The 19,740-nt window shown below is 45.8% G+C and carries 16 protein-coding genes; 9 read left to right on the forward strand and 7 right to left on the reverse strand.

Annotated elements, in window-relative coordinates:
* Positions 1-144: 144 nt before the first annotated feature.
* Positions 145-1,539, forward strand: a complete 1,395-nt coding sequence (locus J0M30_13340; GenBank protein ID MBN8668479.1) for a sialate O-acetylesterase — start codon at positions 145-147, stop codon at positions 1,537-1,539.
* 107 nt (positions 1,540-1,646) lie between these two features.
* On the opposite strand, the gene J0M30_13345 is transcribed toward J0M30_13340, so the two are convergent.
* Positions 1,647-1,994, reverse strand: a complete 348-nt coding sequence (locus J0M30_13345; GenBank protein MBN8668480.1) for a cytochrome c — start codon at positions 1,992-1,994, stop codon at positions 1,647-1,649.
* Between the two features lie 367 nt (positions 1,995-2,361).
* Here J0M30_13345 and J0M30_13350 point away from each other — a divergent pair, with 367 nt between their 5' ends.
* Both J0M30_13350 and J0M30_13355 read left to right on the forward strand, forming a co-directional pair.
* On the forward strand, positions 2,362-3,267 hold the full coding sequence (locus J0M30_13350; protein ID MBN8668481.1) for a lytic transglycosylase domain-containing protein: 906 nt from the start codon (positions 2,362-2,364) through the stop codon (positions 3,265-3,267).
* A 332-nt stretch (positions 3,268-3,599) separates the two neighbouring features.
* Positions 3,600-4,004, forward strand: coding sequence for a hypothetical protein (locus J0M30_13355; protein ID MBN8668482.1), 405 nt, complete (start codon positions 3,600-3,602; stop codon positions 4,002-4,004).
* A gap of 341 nt (positions 4,005-4,345) precedes the next feature.
* On the opposite strand, the gene J0M30_13360 is transcribed toward J0M30_13355, so the two are convergent.
* Positions 4,346-7,258 (reverse strand): FAD-binding protein, encoded by a 2,913-nt coding sequence (locus J0M30_13360; GenBank protein MBN8668483.1) that lies wholly within the window; start codon positions 7,256-7,258, stop codon positions 4,346-4,348.
* 93 nt (positions 7,259-7,351) lie between these two features.
* Between J0M30_13360 and J0M30_13365 the strand changes: the two genes are divergently transcribed.
* Together J0M30_13365 and J0M30_13370 are read left to right on the forward strand one after the other, a co-directional pair.
* Complete coding sequence (locus tag J0M30_13365) at positions 7,352-7,666, forward strand: hypothetical protein (protein ID MBN8668484.1); 315 nt, start codon at positions 7,352-7,354, stop codon at positions 7,664-7,666.
* A gap of 65 nt (positions 7,667-7,731) precedes the next feature.
* Entirely contained in the window at positions 7,732-8,169 is a 438-nt protein-coding gene (locus J0M30_13370; GenBank protein MBN8668485.1) for a tail fiber domain-containing protein, read from the forward strand.
* Between the two features lie 83 nt (positions 8,170-8,252).
* On the opposite strand, the gene J0M30_13375 is transcribed toward J0M30_13370, so the two are convergent.
* From J0M30_13375 to J0M30_13390, 4 genes are all read right to left on the reverse strand, one after another.
* Positions 8,253-9,329 carry a hypothetical protein gene (locus tag J0M30_13375; GenBank protein MBN8668486.1) on the reverse strand — a complete coding sequence of 359 codons (1,077 nt, stop codon included), beginning with the start codon at positions 9,327-9,329 and terminating at the stop codon, positions 8,253-8,255.
* A gap of 160 nt (positions 9,330-9,489) precedes the next feature.
* Positions 9,490-10,635, reverse strand: a complete 1,146-nt coding sequence (locus J0M30_13380) for a T9SS type A sorting domain-containing protein (GenBank protein MBN8668487.1) — start codon at positions 10,633-10,635, stop codon at positions 9,490-9,492.
* Between the two features lie 367 nt (positions 10,636-11,002).
* On the reverse strand, positions 11,003-12,250 hold the full coding sequence (locus J0M30_13385) for a DEAD/DEAH box helicase (GenBank protein ID MBN8668488.1): 1,248 nt from the start codon (positions 12,248-12,250) through the stop codon (positions 11,003-11,005).
* A 143-nt stretch (positions 12,251-12,393) separates the two neighbouring features.
* Entirely contained in the window at positions 12,394-13,182 is a 789-nt protein-coding gene (locus J0M30_13390) for a CHAD domain-containing protein (GenBank protein ID MBN8668489.1), read from the reverse strand.
* Between the two features lie 159 nt (positions 13,183-13,341).
* Here J0M30_13390 and J0M30_13395 point away from each other — a divergent pair, with 159 nt between their 5' ends.
* From J0M30_13395 to J0M30_13410, 4 genes are all read left to right on the forward strand, one after another.
* Positions 13,342-14,808 (forward strand): hypothetical protein, encoded by a 1,467-nt coding sequence (locus tag J0M30_13395; GenBank protein ID MBN8668490.1) that lies wholly within the window; start codon positions 13,342-13,344, stop codon positions 14,806-14,808.
* A gap of 172 nt (positions 14,809-14,980) precedes the next feature.
* Positions 14,981-16,312 carry an aspartate aminotransferase family protein gene (locus tag J0M30_13400; protein ID MBN8668491.1) on the forward strand — a complete coding sequence of 444 codons (1,332 nt, stop codon included), beginning with the start codon at positions 14,981-14,983 and terminating at the stop codon, positions 16,310-16,312.
* 91 nt (positions 16,313-16,403) lie between these two features.
* A complete protein-coding gene (locus J0M30_13405; GenBank protein ID MBN8668492.1) occupies positions 16,404-16,685 on the forward strand; it encodes a type II toxin-antitoxin system RelE/ParE family toxin in 282 nt (93 codons plus the stop codon).
* A 9-nt stretch (positions 16,686-16,694) separates the two neighbouring features.
* Positions 16,695-16,994, forward strand: a complete 300-nt coding sequence (locus J0M30_13410; protein ID MBN8668493.1) for a HigA family addiction module antidote protein — start codon at positions 16,695-16,697, stop codon at positions 16,992-16,994.
* Positions 16,995-17,029: 35 nt separating this feature from the next.
* Here J0M30_13410 and clpB read toward each other — a convergent pair whose 3' ends face one another.
* Positions 17,030-19,639, reverse strand: coding sequence for an ATP-dependent chaperone ClpB (gene clpB, locus J0M30_13415; GenBank protein ID MBN8668494.1), 2,610 nt, complete (start codon positions 19,637-19,639; stop codon positions 17,030-17,032).
* Positions 19,640-19,740: the final 101 nt, after the last annotated feature.

Genomic DNA, 19,740 nt, shown 5'->3' on the forward strand with positions numbered 1-19,740 from the left:
AAAGGGTGTTAAGAAATGAATACGTCTAATTATCAAATAGTTAGATATTTATTTATTCATAATACTGAGTATAAAAAACGACAAGGCCCACCTTTTCGCCTGTTTTGGCTTCTTTACCTACCTTTAGCCAAATACCCTTCCATTATGATACGTTTTGGCGCATTTCTGGCTTTTGCCCTGGTCCTGTTTTTCCCCCTTTCTTTGGTCGCCAATATCCGTCTCCCTGCCATATTTGGGGATAATATGGTCCTCCAGCAGAACAGCCGGGTACGCATCTGGGGCTGGGGTGACCCGGGGGAAAAGGTATTTATCACTTCAGGCTGGAGTCCCCATGCCGATTCGGTCGTAGTAAACAGCGATGGTAAATGGGAAATCCGCATTCAGGCACCGCCTGCGGGTGGGCCGTGGAATCTGACATTAAAAGGCTGGAACACGATACAGTTAAAAAACCTGATGTCCGGCGAAGTCTGGCTTTGCAGTGGCCAATCGAATATGGAATGGAGTACGAGCAACAAGAACAAACAGATTCTTGAGGAACTGCCCAATAGTGCCAATGATCAGATCCGGCTTTTCCATATACCACGTACAACCGCAGAAACCCCACAAGATAATTGCGAAGGGGAATGGATGGTTTGCGGTCCGGAAACATTAAAGGGTTTTAGTGCCGTTGGTTATTTTTTTGGAAAACAATTACAGGAAAAATTGGGTGTACCGGTAGGTCTGGTCATGTCTGCCTGGGGTGGAACACCCGTGGAGCCCTGGACTCCGGCGGCTGTAATCGAGAATAACCGGGTCATGAAACAATGGGCCGATATGCTTCGCCCCAATCCCTGGGGTCCTCATCGTCCGGGTGTTTTGTATAATGGCATGATCGCTCCGGTTATCAAATTTGATTTTGCCGGCGTGATCTGGTATCAGGGTGAAAGTAATACAGGCACCTACCAGGGGTACGCTACCACTTTTACCGGCATGATCGGATCATGGCGTGAGATGGCACAAAAGAACCTGCCGTTTTATTATGTACAAATCGCTCCTTATGCATACAGTGGGGTCAACACAGGTGCCTTGTTGCAGGAACAACAGACCCGTACACTTGGATTAGGAAATACAGGTATGGTTGTGATCACCGACCTGGTGGATGATGTGAAGAACATTCATCCGGAGAATAAAAAAGATGTTTCTCTGCGGTTGGCCAATCTTGCCCTGGCAAAAACCTACCATTTACCCATAACCGGATATCAATCGCCAATCTATCAACGCATGGAAATACGGAAAAATGAAGTATCCCTTTATTTTGACCATGCAGAAGAAGGATTGATGATCAAAGGAAAAACAGCCACCGAATTCTTTATTGCCGGTGAAGACAAGGTCTTTCAACCTGCCGAAGTAAAGGTGGTAGGGAACAAGGTCATTGTAAAAAATAAAAAGATCCCTCAGCCTGTGGCAGTACGCTATGGATTTGGAAATACCTCCATTGGAAATGTCTTTAGTAAGTCGGGGTTACCGGTGACTCCGTTTCGGACTGATAATTGGGAGTAGGATGACAGATGACGGATGACAGATGACAGCGTTTTTCTGTACGAGACCTCCGCCATCTGTCATCAGTCATCCGTCATCTGTCATCTATAATCCAACACCCAACCCCCCTACTCCGCCATCCCCTCTTCCTTCCATTTCTTTATTAAAGCGATCTCATCGGCGCTGAGTTTTTCTCTTTTCATGGGCATGAAGCCTCTTTCGCCTGGATTGAGTTCCACACGTCGAATGATATCATCGGCCAGCTTTTTTGTTGATTCATAGTTGTCGAGTGGTGTTTTATTTCCTCCGGCCACATGACAGGGAGAGCATTTTGCCATGATCAATTCTTTCACAGGGCCTGCATAACTTGTTACAGGCACAGTTTTTGTCTCTGATTTCTGCGGGAAATTCTTTTGTGAGCAGGAAATGATGATAATGGTGCCCGTAAGAGCCAAAAGAATTGCTTTTTTCGACATAATGTTGGTTTAAGTTCTTGATAATGTGGTTACTTGTCGTTGATTCAACGTCAATTTAATGTTTTCGTAGATTTTCTATGACTTTTTTTCAGTGGAAAACTTATATCGGTGATAGTCAGTTCCTCAGGGTGTCATGATGATTTTACGAATGCGTTTTAACATAATCTCCAAAAGTCGCCGACTATCTTTGCGGCGGCATGTGTAGATATACCTGTCACAGTACCACCCGGCCGAAATATGAAAATACCCGATCCGACCCCGGCCATTTCTGTACTGTCTCCCATACTCCTGTGAAGCCTTCCAATATCCGTCGGTATTGTTAACGAAAAACATGGTAATGCTAAAAAAACTATGGAAGGTTTTCTTTATGACCTTATTGCTTCTTGCCGGAAACGGGGTATTGGCTTTTGCCGCTCCGAACAAGGGAGGAAACGAACCTGGTCACCGGGCTACAAATCCCTTTTACCGGGATACGGCGCTCTTTCGTACTCACGCCTTTGACATTCAAGGTGTATGTATTTGCATGGAAGACATAAGTGAAGATCACTTGCCAAAAGCACCCCGGATCCAATTAAGGAAAGAAGCCGAAGATTTTATTGAAGATTACATCAAGGAGAACCGGTACATGATGGATAAGATCATGCTGAATGGAAAGCAATCGCTGACCACCATTGATCGGATCTTTGGTGCACGGGGAATCCCCCTCGAATTAAAGTACCTCGCGGTGATCGAATCAAAATTGAAACCCTCCGCAGTTTCAGCGGTAGGGGCCGCCGGTATCTGGCAATTCATGCCGGGAACAGCACGTGGACTTGGATTAAAAGTTTCTGGTAAAGTAGACGAAAGAAGGAACAACCTGAAAAGTACACTGGCGGCAGCCAAATACCTGGAACGTCTATATTTGATCTATGAAGACTGGTTATTGGTAGTGGCGGCTTACAACTGTGGCCCTGGTGGTGTGGATAAAGCCATCAAATCCTCAGGAAGCCGTGATTTTTGGAAATTACAACGTTTCCTGCCGCGTGAAACCCGACTGCATGTAAAAAAATTCATCAGCACACATTATTACTATGAAAACCACGGTAGCCTGGTAACCCTTACACGAGAAGAGACTCAGTCGCATATCAAGGCGGCAGCTTCTTTCCTCGCGAAATACCAGCCCGAAGAACAGTCACCCCTGCCTACTGATCCTGATCCGGATTCCACCGTACACACCAGGATCACTGCCATCTTGCAGGACCAAGATCAGTTCTGGGTACTGTTGAAAAAATAACGCCACCCTTTGAATGAGCATAAAAGACCCCGCTTTAAGCGGGGTTTTTTTTGTTGGACATCATATCAAAAATCCGCTGAAACCCTTTACTGTCAAGGGTTTTAAGTTTTCTTTACCACCTTACCCATGCGATGAGGAACTCTTTTTTGATTTGCAGGTGCTTCCCTATCGACCTACTTTTACATCATCAAACAGCCATTCAAGGCTACTCTGCAAGAGAAAGTACCCTAACGACCTTCCCATATAGCCCCTCACGATTGTTTACCGTTCGTTTGTTTGCCGCAACGAGTTTTAGGAATCAACAAACACGTAAACACTTAAAAATTCACTTTATGAAACAAGTAATCAACAACATGAAAACCGTAGTAGCTGCCTTTGTGCTGGTACTGACCCTGGGATTTGCAAACACAAGTTTTGCTAACAATGGCGAAAACACCAATGCCGTTGAACTGAAATATCTCGGCAACCTTAAAAATCAACCGGTATTCCAACTGAATATCAAAGGTGCCGTTGATGCTGAATTCATGGTACGTATCACCGATGAGGCCAACAATGTAGTTTATGCCGAAAAACTGAAAGGCCTGGATATCTCCAAAAAATTCCAGTTGAGCGATGAGGCCCTCGAAAACAGCCTGCTCACCTTTGAGGTCATCAATAAAAAAGACAATTCCGTTACCACTTTTAAAGTGCGTAACAATACCCGTACCGTACAGGATATCGAGATTGCGAAGTTGTAAGTTGGTTGGTGTTAGAGGACTGATGACTGATGACAGATGACGGATTTTGGATGTTGGATGTTGGATGTTGGATGACCGATAACGACTAAGTGTATATTAAATCTCGAAAAAAGAAAATGCGAAATATTGTATTTCGCATTTTTTTTATTTATTGTTTTTCACTCTAATTTCACTCCCTCTGTCATCCAACATCCAACATCCAACATCCAACATCCAACATCCGTCATCAGTCATCATTCATCTGTCATCCCACATCCCACATCCAACATCCAACATCCAACATCCAACCTCCGTCATCTGTCATCCGTCATCAGTCATCCAACATCCGTCATCCACCAAAACTACACCAACGCCTCAAACAACACATCCACCGGATGTTTCGCCTCTACGCCTGTACCATCTTTCACCTGATGACGACAACTGGTGCCGGGTGCGGCAATGATGGTTTCAGTACTTGCTTCACGTACCGCCGGGAACAGCACCAATTCCCCCACTTTCATGGAAAGATCATAGTGTTCTTTTTCATAACCAAAACTACCAGCCATACCACAACAGCCGGATGGTATCACTTCTACTGAAAAATTCTCCGGAAGAGAAAGCATCTTCTGGGTAAACGATACAGAAGAAAGCGCTTTCTGCTGGCAGTGCCCATGGAGTTTGATCTGTTTGGGAGATTTTGTAAAAGATGACGCACTGATCTTTCCCTTGTCGATCTCACGGGCCAGGAATTCATCGATCGTAAAGACGTGCTTTGCCAGGGCTTTGGCCTTTTCCCATTGCGTATCGGAAGCCAGGTCGATATATTCATCCCGGAACGTAAGTATCGCCGAAGGCTCTACGCCGAGCAGAGGTGTCTCTTCATTAACTAAAGGTGCCAGCAGAGAAATATTGCGGTTAGCAATCTCTTTGGCCTTTCTCAACAACCCTTTTGATAAAGAGGCACGGCCACTTTCCACATGCTCCGGAATGATCACCGTATAACCGAGGCGCTCAAGTAATTGAATGGCATGGATACCCGTGCCGGTATCGCTATAGTTTGTAAACTCATCCACAAAGAAATAGACTTTGCCCAGTTGGCCGGACGATTTCTCTCTTTTTCTGGAAGCCCATTTCATTACCGTAGTGGAATGAAGTCCGGGCAGGCTGCGACGCGGATGGAAACCGGCAATGGATTTAATGAGGCCGGAGGTAAAGTTATTCTTCACAAAAAAATTATACGCTCCTGGCCAGATAGCTGCCAGCGAAGAAGAACGATTGAAACCCGCGATCAGTTTGGCCCGAAAGGGAACGCCATGCGCATCATAGTAATGCTGCAGAAATTCAGCTTTGAGCTTGGCAACATCCACATTACTTGGACATTCCGATTTGCAACCTTTGCAACTCAGGCAGAGGTCCATGACCTGATAGATCTCTTCGTGATCAAACCGGTTGATCTTGGTGGAATGGGTCAGAAATTCACGAAGGATATTTGCCCGGGCGCGGGTGGAATCCTTTTCGCTACGGGTGGCCATATAGGAAGGGCACATGGTACCTCCGCTCAAATGTGTTTTGCGACAATCACCACTACCATTGCATTGCTCGGCATGCAACAGTATATCCATGTTTTCAAATCGAAACACCGTATCAAACCGGGGGGACTGCTGACCGGGCGTGTAACGCAACATCGTATTCATGGGTGGCGTATCCACGATCTTGTTGGGATTGAAAATATGTTGCGGGTCCCAGGCCTGTTTAATGTCATTTAGCAGCCCATAGTTCTTCTCCCCGATCATTTGGCGAATGAATTCACCACGAAGTCGCCCGTCACCGTGTTCGCCGCTCAGGGACCCCTGGTAGCGTTTTACCAATTGGGCAATTTCCTGGGCAATGGTGCGGAACATCTGGTTACCCTCTTCTGTTTTCAGGTCAAGAATTGGGCGCAAATGGATCTCCCCCGATCCCGCATGGGCATAGTGTACCGAATGAAGTCCATAGCTTTTTAAAATGGAATTGAACTCCCGGATATAGGCCGGCAGGTCATTTACATCCACCGCTGTATCCTCGATAACGGGAACCGGCTTCTTGCTTCCGGGCATATTTCCCAGCAAACCAAGGCCTGCTTTCCGCAGGGTCCATATCTTCTTGGTATCCGCACCAAATAAAAGAGGATAGTGATAACCCAGTCCAGCTTCTTTTAATTCTTCTATACACCGGTTGGCATCGGCCAATACTTCTTCGCGTGAATGGCGGGCAAACTCGATCACGAGTATCGCACCGGGATCGCCCTCGACAAAGAAGCGGTTCTTTTGTTGTTCAATATTATTCTTTGTACACTCCAGAATATAATGATCGATGAGCTCGCTGGCGCTGATATCATATTTTAACGCGATCAGGTTGGCACGCAACGACTCATCAATGGTGTCAAAATGGACACACAGCAATCCCACCTCAGGAGGTGGCAATGGCACCACATTCAGTTTGATCTCTGTGATAAATGCAAGGGTGCCTTCAGAACCGGCTATTAATTGACAAAAATTAAACGCAGGCCCTCCTGCAGAAAAGGGAGCGGTTTCCACCAGCAGGTCAATGGCATATCCGGTGTTGCGTCTTTCAATGGTACGCTTGGGATATTCTTTCCGGATCTCCTGTTGATTTTCATAATTACTCAATAACTGTCGAACATTCCGGTAGATCGACGCTTCAAGAGTATCGCCCTCACATTTTTGGTGAAATTGTTCAATATCCAGGGCCCCAAATACCGCTTCGGTACCATCACTGAGTAAGGCTTTAACTTCCAGCAAATGTTCACGGGTACTGCGGTACACCACTGAATTGGACCCGCAGCTATTATTGCCTACCATTCCTCCGATCATCGCCCGGTTGGCGGTAGAGGTTTCAGGACCAAAAAACAGCCCATGCGGTTTGAGGTACATATTCAACTCATCCCGGATGACCCCGGGCTGTACTTTCACCCATTTTTCCTCCTTGTTCAGTTCCAGAATGCCGGTAAAATATTTAGATACATCCACCACGATCCCGTTCCCAACGACCTGGCCAGCCAGGGAAGTGCCCGCGGTACGCGGAATAAGGGAACTGCCGGTCTTTTTGGCAAATTCAATAAGTAACCGGATATCCTTCACACTGCGGGGAATAGCTACGGCCTGGGGCAATTCACGGTAAGCAGAAGCATCGGTGGCGTAGAGGGTACGCATGGCCTGATCGTCATAAAATTCTCCTTCCAGACGGGAGGCCAGTTCCTGGTATTGTTCCTTCATATAGGTGGGTCTACTGCCTTCAAAATTAATTGTTTTGCAGGAGTGAAAACAATTGGCTTTTTGATTTGTAAATTTGTGTACCAACATTTGTTCATGCCCGCGCAAAAACCATATCGTTCCTGGGTCATCCTGACCCTTTGTTTACTCAGTTTTGGAGGAATGGTCTATTCCGGTGCTGTCAAATGGATGGAAGAGCAGGTTATTACCCAGTCTGTTGACCTGGGTGATGAGAACCAGCCTGTACCGGAATCCGGCACGGAATGGGAAGAGGAGTCTATGTATGACCACCCGGGTTTGTTTGGCGATTTACTCCCCTCAGGCTCTGTCACCCCGTTGAATGATTTCCTGGACCTGTCTTCCTCCCTGGTCTATCTACCGACCCACACTCCCCCACCCGATCTGGCCTAGTGCCTTTTCTGCCGATTGACCTATAGTTAGTTATCCAACGATTTATTGACCAAAAATTTATCATCATGAAAAAGCATGTAAACGCTTTATTATTTGCCTTATTTATTCTTTTAGGTACCGCATCGACTATTAACGCCCAGTCCATTTCCGACCAGGAGATCAAAACCAATATTCAATCGATCGCTCAGCCATTGCAAAAGTTGAACGCGCTGGAGCCACAGGTTTTTGAATACAACACAAAACGATATGCGCATTTGTCCCTGCCCAAAGGCCTGCAATATGGTTTTATGACCGAAAACGTGGAAAAAGTGCTACCCGGCGCAATCAATACGACCCGGTATTCTTTTATGAAAGGGAAGAATTCCTACCAGCAGACACTGGTCAGGAGTACGGACCTGCAAAGCCTGATACCCTTGTTGGTGGCCTCTATCAAGGAACAACAATCACAGATTGATGTCCTGAAAGCCGAAGTGGAAATGCTAAAGAAAAAGGCAGGGATGTAATTTTAATTTATCTCCCGCAGTGTATAAAAAGAAGAGGACGGCCGCTATGGCCGTCCTCTTCTTTGTGTATGCTGTAAGAAATACTATTGATATTGAATATATAAAGGCCGTGGCTTCAAGGCCACTAATTCGGATGGTGTGAGTAACCGTCCTTTTTCTTTCAGATCATTTTTATAAAAGAGCTTGAACCCTGTAAATTCAACTGGTTCGCGGTAAATGAATTGTTTATAGGTGGTGATCTTCTTTGCCGGATGTCCCCAACCATCCATGTGCATGACCATTTGCACTTCCGGGCGCGTTTTGATCTGTTTATAGTTGGTCACCATGCCCTGGGTAAAGCGGTGTATGACGAGCACTTTGGGGGGCAGGCTATTTTCTTTAACCAGTTTTTCGAGGTAATCGGCCGCATAGTTGATGTCGGAGGCATCAAACTTTCCGATCACTTTTCCGGGGGCCTGTCCTCCTTTCATTGAAAATTCAGGATCGATACCCAAATGGACGTTGGGTAAACGAAGATATTTATCCAATTCGGGTATTTCCTGTTGCAAGGTGCTAAGTCCTACCTGAATATCGAGGAATACAATCGCATTGATCTTCTCCGCCATTTTCAGGACCGAGTCGATCTGATGAAAAGGCATCCGCAACCGGTATTTGCCGCCTTTTCCGGGGCTTCCTTGTGCGGTTACGGCAATATAATGGAGGGCAGGAATGGTGACCGTTGTACTGTCTGCCGCCTGCCATTCGGCTACCTTGGCCTGCAGGTGGTTCAGTACCTCTTGTTTGGGCAGTTCACCCAGGATTCCCATTTGTTTGGAATAAAGGTTACCGTAATAGGCGATGATGCGATGGAAGGGCAATAAGGCACCTGGTTGGTATTCAACGCCGGTTTTTACCGGCCAGCGTCCGGAGGAGTCACCATTGGCCATCAGACGGAGTTGTTCCATATAGGCAGTCTGGTCATACCTGCCTTTATTGTCAGCCAGGCTATCCTTCTTTTTCTCCGTGCTATCATGGATTATACCCAGGGCTCCTGCCCCATTGTTATTGGATTCCAACAAAGGCTTAAGCAGAAAGAAGCCAGCGGTAGCCCCGGCAATCAGAAGGGAATAAAGGCCAAATGTCTTCAGGGAAGGAAGGGAACGGGAAACGGTTGTACCCATAGGAGTTGAATTGGATTTATTGGTTCGTTTCATCTAACGTGCAGATTAAGAAAATAGTATGCCAAAAAAAGCCCCGCGGTTTAAGCAAGGTAGGTCAAAAAGTACCTATTTTGCTAAAACCGCGGGGAAAACAAATCCGAACTGCCTTTTGGGCTAACCCTTACTGAAGCATTACTTTGAATGTTTGGGGCTCGCTACCACCTTCTACCGTTACCACATACATACCTTTCTGGAGACCAGCAGTATTCAGGGCAACCTGACCAGAGCGGGCAATATTTTGTTGAGCAACCATCTTACCACCCAGGTTGAATAATTTGATCGTATAGTTTTCATTTTCGTTGCTGGATACAGTCACATTCAGGTTCTCACCGGCGTGGAGCAGGGTGGGACGAACATCGAATGTAGCACCACCAGTGAAGCGGATCATGGCAACACGGCTGTAAGAATAAGTTCCGTCAATATCCACCATTTTCAGGCGATAATAGGCAGTAGCCATTTTGGTTTTTACATTGATATCCGTGAAAGAATAGTTACCTGTTACAGCATTGTTCGAAGCGATATCGGCAACTTTCTCAAAAGGACCAACCGCTGTGGCAGAACGCTCGAGTTCAAAATGGTCAAAGCGGATCTGTTTGTCAGTTTCCCATTTGATCAGGGCGTTGTTTGTACCAGATTTAGCGGCGCTGAAACCAAGCAATTGAACCGGCAGGGCCTCAATAGATCCTACCATGCTAAAACCAATTACCTGGCCATTGGGGTTGTTCGGACTGTTGCTCCCTGCGCCATAAACAATGGTAAGGGTTTTTACAGGTACACTGGTTCCAAAACTAACATAAGAAGGATTGGAGGAGAAAGAGGAGTTATTGCCTTTTCCTTCCAGGATGTTCAGGTTGGTTCCTGTAACTTCAGCAGAACTTCCGGCAGAAATAGTAGGGTAAACAGTGGTGTTCACATTATTCTTTGCACTGATGGTCAGTTTATCATCCCAGCCACCATTGGAATAATCAACATCATACACATAGAAATAGACACCTTTAAGGGGAACAGTAAAGGTAATGGTGTAAGTGATCGTGGTGGTTTTGTTTGACCAATCAACGCTTTCATACAGGTATCCGCCATTTGTACTCTTATAGCTGGGTTCGCCTGAAGCATGACCAGAACCAGTGATGGATACGGTCATTTTTACGTTGTTAGATGTTACATTGTAGGAAGTGGAACCATCATTAAAATTGTTCCAGGAGAAACTTTGAGCCTGAAGGCCGATTGTAACCATCAGGGTGATCAGTAGGGTGTAGATTTGTTTCATAAATTCGGATTTGTTTGAAACAGGGTATCCGAACAATGTGCCAAATCTCAACGAACTAAAAATCAATTATTTACTCGTGCCAAAGTTCAATTGGATTCCGGAATTGGGAGGGATTTTCCGGGAAATGGAACGCGTGAGGCGAGAGGCGTGAGTTTCGTGAGGCGTGAGGGGTGAGTTTCGTGAGACGTGAGGCGTGAGTTTCGTGAGACGTGAGAGGTGAATGGTGAGAGGTGAATAGTGAATAGAGATGAGTCTCTACTCACGATTCACGTCTCACGTCTCACGTTCATCATTCACTATTCACCATTCACCATTCACCCCTCACGTCTCACGAAACTCACGCCTCACGAAACTCACGCCTCTCGCTTCACGCCCTCTGCGTAAACGCCCGTCCATACCGTTTTCCGCCTGCTCTGCGGGCATTTCCAAAACTGGAAGGTGCTGAGCCGGTGGTTGGTTTGGCCTGTTGTATCTGATTATACATAGAGGGAACGTCGTAAGGATGGTCCTTTACAACGGGGATGGTCTTTTTGATCAGTTTTTGGATATCACTGAGGAAGATCTTTTCACTCCAGTCGCAAAAGGAGATGGCTATACCACTTGCGCCGGCACGACCTGTACGACCGATACGGTGTACATAGGTTTCGGGCACATTGGGCAATTCATAGTTGATGACGTGTGTAAGTTCATCAATATCAATACCCCGGGCGGCAATATCTGTAGCCACCAGTACTCTTGTCTTGCGTGACTTGAAATTGGAAAGGGCCTTTTGTCGGGCATTCTGAGCTTTATTACCATGGATCGCCTCGGTGGGAATCCCGGCACGGCTCAGGCTTTTGGCAAGGCGGTCTGCCGCATATTTCATCTGCGTAAAGATGAGAACCGATTCAATCGCAGGATCCTTTAATATCTCGATCAATAAAGGAAGTTTGTTTTGCTTATCACAATGATAAACTGCCTGTTGGATCAGGTCCACCGTAGAAGATGGAGGTGTAACCTCTACCTTAATGGGATCCTTCAGTAATATTTGTGCAAGCTGCCTGATTTCACCGGGCATGGTTGCCGAGAAGAAAAGGGTCTGGCGTTGCTGGGGCAGACGGGCGATCACCCTTCTGACATCCTGTACAAATCCCATATCTAACATACGATCGGCTTCATCCAAAACAAAGAACTGGATATGATCCAGGGCAATATGTCTTTGTTGCATCAGGTCAAGTAAACGGCCTGGTGTGGCCACCAAAATATCTACACCCCTGCGAAGAGCTTGAACCTGGGCATGTTGAGAAACTCCACCAAATACAACGGTATGTTTAAGGGGGAGAAAACGGCCATAGGCCTCAATGCTTTCCCCGATCTGAATCGCGAGTTCGCGGGTTGGGGTTAAAACAAGCGCACGGATACCTTTAACAGGTTGATCCTCTTGGCTCATCAATTGAAGGATAGGGATGGTAAATGCGGCGGTTTTGCCGGTGCCTGTCTGGGCACACCCGAGCAGGTCTTTTCTTTGTAAAACAACAGGAATGGCTTTTTCCTGAATAGGGGTCGGTTGCGTATAACCTTCCTGGCTAAGCGCTTTGAGAACAGGCTCAATGAGCTGTAATTCGTTGAATAACACTATTAACTATTTAATTTGAAAAATTTGGTAAGGCTATCTCCGTGAGGGATACTTTACCCGCCTTACGTTTTGCCTTCACAGCAACATGGAGAATGTAGGCTCCAAGGAGGGAGTGCGAAACATCAAGAGATGTAAAGGTACTATTATTTATCGGGAAATAAAAATGCAGCCAATTGATTCTCTGAACGTTTAACAAGTCGTTTGCGCCTGGATGTTATCCTTTTACTCAACTTTCGCCCGTCATTTTGAGTGATAACTCCCTTTGAAAGCCCCTGTTCAACAAATTCTTCCAGTACTACCAGATCCTGAATCTTTCCCAGCAGATCAAGATGCTTGTTCAATTTTCGCAACTTTCCCTGGGCATGTTGGGTGAATTCGCAAAGAAACAAAAGGTCTTTCAGGCGCTTCCGGATCTTGTGAAGAGGTCTGGGCTTTTGCTGAAAAAGCCCCGCTGCCTTTTTTAATAATTTGTCTTCTGCTTTTTGAAGTGTTTTAGACTGGGGTAATGGATGGCAACCAGAAAAAAAGATCTTTACCCGATCCAGATAATTAAAAACACCAGAAATATCATACTCTTTAATAGCCGATCTGGTAAATCGTTTTGCCTTTATCAATTCCCGGTGAAAGAACTGATCCATCCCTTTTGCATAAAAGCCCTGGTGTTGACAAATTTGGATACTCTGTTCCAGGTTCCGTTGATCTCCACAAATCCTGAAAAGTTTAGCAGTCAATTTAAAATCGCTTTTCCAGGGTATATGATAGAGTTCATCGAGTAAGCGTGCCGTCATTTTCCATCTTTTTACTGACACCCGGACCTGATGAACGATATCCGCATCTGCCCTTTTACGCAATTGCCCGGTGAACTGTTTAAGTTCTCCTGCCTTTTCCTCTAAGAAATTCAGGAATGTTATTTGGGCAATCGGCTTTTTCAAGTTCATTGATTTGATACCCTTGAAGTTACTCTGATTTTTAAAAAAATCCGATGACCACTGTCAGGTTAATCAAAGGTTGGGAAATCAGGCGTATCCGTGATTCGGGTCAGGCCCTTCGCCAAAGAACCAGCCTACATTTATCCCTCAAAAATCAGGAGCATGGATGCAAGTTTGACCCTTTCGGTATTTCAGCAACTGGATCGGCTTATTGGTAAAATGAAAAATGAGACCGAAAAAAGGCGTGAATTCCTTGCATTGATTCCGGAGGACTACCGGCTCTCCGCTACCAACCTGATCCATTACCTTACGCTGCGCAATGAGGACATCCGCGACCTGCAGGATGAACTTCACGTACTGGGTTTATCCTCTCTGGCAAGTTCTGAAAGTCATATCCTGAGCCAGATACAATCTATTATGAAACGATTGGGCAAAGAATTTCCGGAGGATGAAGTCGAAGCTTGTACATACGATTATAGTCTTGCTAAAATGGAAAAGGAGCAACGTAATTTATTTGGGAATAAAATGGAGGATGGTATCCCCTACATCATGGTCACCTTTGACAGTTCCTTTTCTGAGAATTACGCCATCATCAAGACCTTGCTTCAAAACGGAATGAATGTGGCAAGAATCAATTGTGCCCACGATAATGAGGCTGTGTGGGCGCAAATGATCCAATTGATCCGCCGGGCAAGTCAGCACACCGGTTTGGATTGCAAAGTGTATATGGACCTGGCAGGCCCAAAGATCCGTACCAAATTGATCGGAAGAGGGCTGGATAAGGGCAAAGTAAAAATTGACGAGGGTGAATTGATCTGGCTGGCTGAATCCCTGCCTTCCGGTTTAGAAGAACAGGTAGTGATAAGCCCGAACGAAAAGGATGTATTGTTGCATGTGGAGGAGGGCCACCGTGTCTACCTGGATGATGGAATAATCAAAGGGATCGTGGAGAAAAAGGAAAAGGATAAACTGGGGGTTAGAATCACGCGTGTCTCTTCGGTTAAAAAACAAATAAAGAATGACAAGGGTATCAATTTCCCGGATTCTGAATTGGCCATCGCGCCATTGACCAGTTTTGATATTTCCTGTTTGCCATTTATTTGTAATCACGCGGACATGGTAGGCTATTCTTTTGTTCGCTACGCCAGTGACTTAAAGGAGCTTCAACTAAAGCTCCAACATTTTTCATCCGACCCACCGGATATCATCATAAAGATCGAAACACCCCAGGCTGTGAAAAACCTGCCCTCCTTGCTCTTGCAGGGAATGCAATCCGGATCCTGCGGAGTAATGATCGCCCGGGGCGATCTGGCAGTAGAAATAGGCTTTGAAAGAATGGGGGAAATTCAGGAAGAGATACTTTGGATCTGTGAATCCGCCCATATACCCGTGATCTGGGCAACCCAGGTTTTGGAGACACTCAACAAATCGGGTGTGGCGACCCGGTCGGAGATAACCGATGCCTCGCACGCGGCATTGGCAGAATGTGTGATGGTCAATAAAGGTGACCATACCATTGAGGTCATTGAAACCCTGCGGGATATTCTGCTCCGTACAGGCGGGCATCACAGCAAAAAAAGATATATTTTCCGACCACTGCGTATAGCGCAACGGTTCATGAATCACTGACCACTAACCCTTTGAATAAAGGGCAACGCTGTTTCCTTCTGAAGCATGAACATGGCCATTTAATCGTTCACCCACCAATGCATGTTTTGCACTAATGAACCCTTAAAGAAAACATAACCTTAATATCCCGGTCAATTTCCCAACTTCGTCATATAACCCAGAAATAGCCTGTATGAACAAGACTCCCTTGCTTACAGAAGGTGATGTGAACCTCTCTCCTTTTCGGGCGGAATGGATAGAAGGCCTGGACCATGAAACAAATGAACTACTTCAATCCGATGCCCGCTATTTCCTTCACCAATCCCTTTCCACTCCCTGTCTGAATGTGATCGAATCGGCCGAAGGCATATACATCACCGATATTCAGGGAAAGAAATACATGGATTTTCATGGGAATAATGTTCATCAGGTTGGGCATCGAAACCCCTTTGTCATTGAAAAAGTAAAAGCCCAGTTGGACCAATTGCCTTTTTGCCCCCGGCGATATACCAACCAACCGATCATTGAACTGGCAAACAGGTTGACAGGCTTAATGCCTGCTGGCTTATCCAGGGTGCTGTTTTGTCCGGGAGGCACCAGTGCGATCGGCATGGCCTTGAAACTGGCGCGGGTAATCACGGGCAAAACGAAAGTCGTGTCCTATGTTGATTCCTTTCACGGCGCGTCATTGGATGCGATCGCCGCTGGTGGTGAAGCACAGTTTAAAAAATACATGGGTGAATTTCCAGATACCATCAATATCCCGGCGCCTGACAATTACCGTTTACCCGAAGTAAGTGAGGCGACTACCTTAGCCGCCATAGAAAATATTCTTAAGGAAAACAAGGATGTAGGAGCCTTTATCGCGGAGACCGTTCGCAACACGGACGTACAGATTCCATCCTATGCTTATTGGAAAAAGATCCGTGCGCTTTGCAATGAATACAAAGTTCTATTGATTCTTGATGAGATCCCGATCGCTTTTGGCCGCACAGGAAAAATGTTTGCTTTTGAACATTATGACATTGAACCGGATATTCTGTGTCTGGGAAAAGGATTAGGTGCGGGTATCATCCCTATGGCCGGAATCATTGTACGGGAAGAATATAATATTGCCGAAGAGGTTTCGCTGGGACATTACACCTTTGAAAAAAATCCTTTGGGAGCCGCTGCAGGGTTAGCGATGCTGGATTTTATCGATCAACATAACCTGCCCGATCAGGTGAAATCCAGCGAAGCCTATTTACATAAGGCGCTCACCGGCCTAAAAAATCAATATCCGGTGATTGGCGATATACGAGGAATTGGGCTGCTCTGGGGGATCGAATTGGTAAAGGACCCGGTTACAAAGGAAAGAGACACCGAGCTGGCTTCGCGTGTCATGTACCGATGTCTGGAAAAAGGATTAAGCTTTAAGGTCTCACAAGGGAATGTGTTACAATGGGTGCCTCCGTTGACCATCCGGGAGACTGAATTGCAGGAAGCTGTGGATATACTGGAAACGGCATTGACACAAGAAATTTGAAGCCCCAACTGGGTTTTCAAATAAGAATTAAGTTTTGGCGGTTTTTCAACTAAAATACTTACCTTTGACGTTAGTAACGTAATCCGTAAGTATGATTATTTCTTTTGGTGATAAAGAGACCGAAAATATCTGGATAGGGATTAGGGTAAAAAAATGGCCTATTCAAATTCAAGAAATAGGACGTAGAAAACTAAGAATGATCAATAATGCCGTTGACTTAACCGACTTGAAAATACCGCCAGCAAATAGACTGGAGAAACTGAGTGGAAATCTCAAGTTTTTCTATAGTATACGCATTAATGACCAGTGGAGAATTATTTTTAAATGGTCAGCGGGCAATGCATCAGAAGTTGAAATTATTGATTATCATTAAATGAGCACTATGGCAAAGTTAAAGAACATACACCCCGGCGAGGTCTTAATGGAGGAGTTTCTGATTCCGTTTGAAATTTCTGCTTACCGATTAGCCAAAGACATAGGTATTCCTCAAACAAGGGTCTCCGAAATTTTAAAGGGAAATCGAAGGATAACAGCTGACACTGCCTTGCGGCTTAGCAAATACTTTGGCAACTCTGCAAAATTCTGGCTTGGTCTTCAGGATGACTTTGACCTGGAGGAGGAAGCGATTGCTAAAAGAAATTCCATAAACTCCATAAAGGCTATACATCCAAAAGCAGCCTAGCAGAATACCTCAAGGGTATGTGTTGAAAACTAATACTAAACTTTTTCAGGAGCTTCATTGCGAAATACCACTACCCCATCAAATACATCTACTAATACAGGTCTTGACCTGTCTATTTCCCCAGCCAGTATTTTCCGGCTCAATTGGTTCACGATCTCTTTTTGGATCAACCTTTTTAGTGGTCTTGCCCCAAACTGTGGATCAAATCCCTGCTCTGCCAGAAAATCGATCGCATAATCCGTAAAGACCAGTTCGATCCCGGTTTCGGCTACCAGTTTTTTCAGGTTATTGAGTTGGATATGTATGATGCCCTTGATCTCATTACGCAACAAAGGCTGGAACAGAATGATTTCATCCACCCGGTTGAGGAACTCAGGACGAATGGTTTGGCGTAACAAACCCATTACTTCCACCCGCGTTTTTTCTACCACGTCCTCCTTGTTGGCCTCATTCACCTTCTCAAAATTCTCCTGAATGATATGGCTTCCCAGATTGCTTGTCATAATGATGATGGTATTTCTGAAATTGACCACCCGGCCTTTGTTGTCCGTTAGTCTTCCATCATCAAGTACCTGGAGCATCACATTCCAAACATCCGGATGAGCCTTTTCAATTTCATCCAGTAACACTACACTATAGGGTTTACGACGGACCGCTTCTGTCAATTGACCACCTTCCTCATAACCCACATAACCGGGAGGGGCACCCACCAGTCTGGACACCGTATGTTTTTCCTGGTACTCACTCATATCGATCCGGGTCATCATGCTTTCATCATCAAACAGATATTCAGCAAGGGCCTTTGCCAGCTCAGTTTTTCCAACCCCGGTTGTTCCCAGGAAAATAAAGGAACCGATCGGTTTACGGGGATCCTGCAGACCCGCCCTGCTACGGCGTATCGCATCGGCTACCGCCGTAATGGCTTCTTCCTGCCCTATCACACGCTGGTGGAGATGGTCTTCGAGGTTCAACAACTTTTCCTTTTCACTCTGCATCATCCGGCTTACCGGAATGCCGGTGGCTTTGGCCACATTTTCGGCGATATCCTCAGCATCTACTTCTTCTTTCAATAACCGTTTTTCACTCAACCCAGAAAGCTGAACAGTGAGGTCCTCGATCTTTTGTTCCTGCTCCTTGATCTTTCCATACCGTATCTCAGCCACTTTACCATAGTCTCCGTTTCTTTCGGCTTGTTCGGCGCTTAATTTCAATTGTTCGATCTCCGCCTTGGCATTCTGTACTTTCTCCACGATCTCTTTTTCTTCTTTCCATTTTGCCTTAAAAGTGTCCCGTTCCACACTCAGGTTAGCGATCTCTGTATTAAGTTCCCTTAATTGTTCTTCATCATTCTCCCGTTTGATGGCCTCGCGTTCGATCTCCAGTTGCCGGATCTGTCGTTCGAGTTTATCAAGTTCCTCTGGCATACTGTTCATTTCCAGTCGCAGTTTGGCCGCACTCTCATCGATAAGGTCGATGGCCTTATCGGGCAGGAAACGATCAGTGATATAGCGTTGTGATAATTCTACCGCAGCTATGATGGCTTCGTCTTTGATCCGCACATGGTGGTGGGTTTCATAGCGGTCTTTCAGCCCGCGAAGGATGGAGATCGCATCTTCCACCGAAGGTTCATCGATCAGCACTTTTTGAAACCTTCTTTCCAGGGCTTTGTCTTTTTCAAAATATTTTTGATATTCATTCAGGGTGGTAGCACCAATGGCACGCAGTTCACCACGGGCAAGGGCTGGTTTGAGGATATTGGCGGCATCCATAGCGCCCTCTCCCCCACCTGCCCCTACCAGGGTGTGTATCTCATCAATAAAGAGAATGATCTCTCCTTCACTGGTCGAAACCTCCTTGATCACTGCCTTTAACCTTTCCTCAAATTCACCTTTGTATTTCGCCCCAGCAATCAGTTGCCCCATATCCAATGCATAGATCACCTTGGAACGCAGGTTCTCGGGCACATCTCCATTTACGACCCGCATGGCAAGTCCTTCCGCAATGGCGGTCTTACCTACGCCGGGTTCCCCTACCAGTATGGGGTTGTTCTTACTACGACGGGAAAGAATATGCAGGGTGCGGCGTATCTCTTCATCACGACCGATGACGGGATCGAGTTTTCCCTGCCGCGCCATCTCATTCAGGTTCTTGGCGTATTTATTTAACGCGTTGTATTGTTGTGATTGGGTTTGAGAGGTTACAGTTTCCCCCTTCCGCAAATCCTTAATGGCCGCGGTCAATCCTTTTTCGGTAAGTCCTGCATCCTTGAGTAATTTGGCCGTGGCATCATTGCCTTGTACAATGGCCAGGAGCAGGTGTTCAGGTGTCACAAATTCATCACCGTAGGATTTAAGGGCGGCCCCGGCCCGAAGTACCACACTATTTGCTTCGCGACTGATGGATTGGGCAGGTTCACCACTTTGCACCTTGGGTAATTTCTGAATCGCTTCATCCAGTTTGTTCTCCACCAGGTTCAGGGTCACATTGTTTTTCTTTAACAGGTATTCCACCGGGGAATCCTGTTGCTCCAACAAAGACTTGAGTAAATGCTCAGTTTCAATGTTGGGGTTCCCTTCATTGAACGCAAGTTGCTGGGCCGACTGGATGGCCTCCGCTGCTTTTATGGTAAAATTGGAGAGGTTCATACGATTAAATTAGGTTACACGAATTGGACCGATTTCACGATTTCCACAGATTCCATTCAAATAGTTGTCCAAGCTTGTTTTTTTACCAAATTTGTCATTAA

The sequence above is a fragment of the Chitinophagales bacterium genome (assembly GCA_017303415.1).
Classification (GTDB): domain Bacteria; phylum Bacteroidota; class Bacteroidia; order Chitinophagales; family Chitinophagaceae; genus SpSt-398.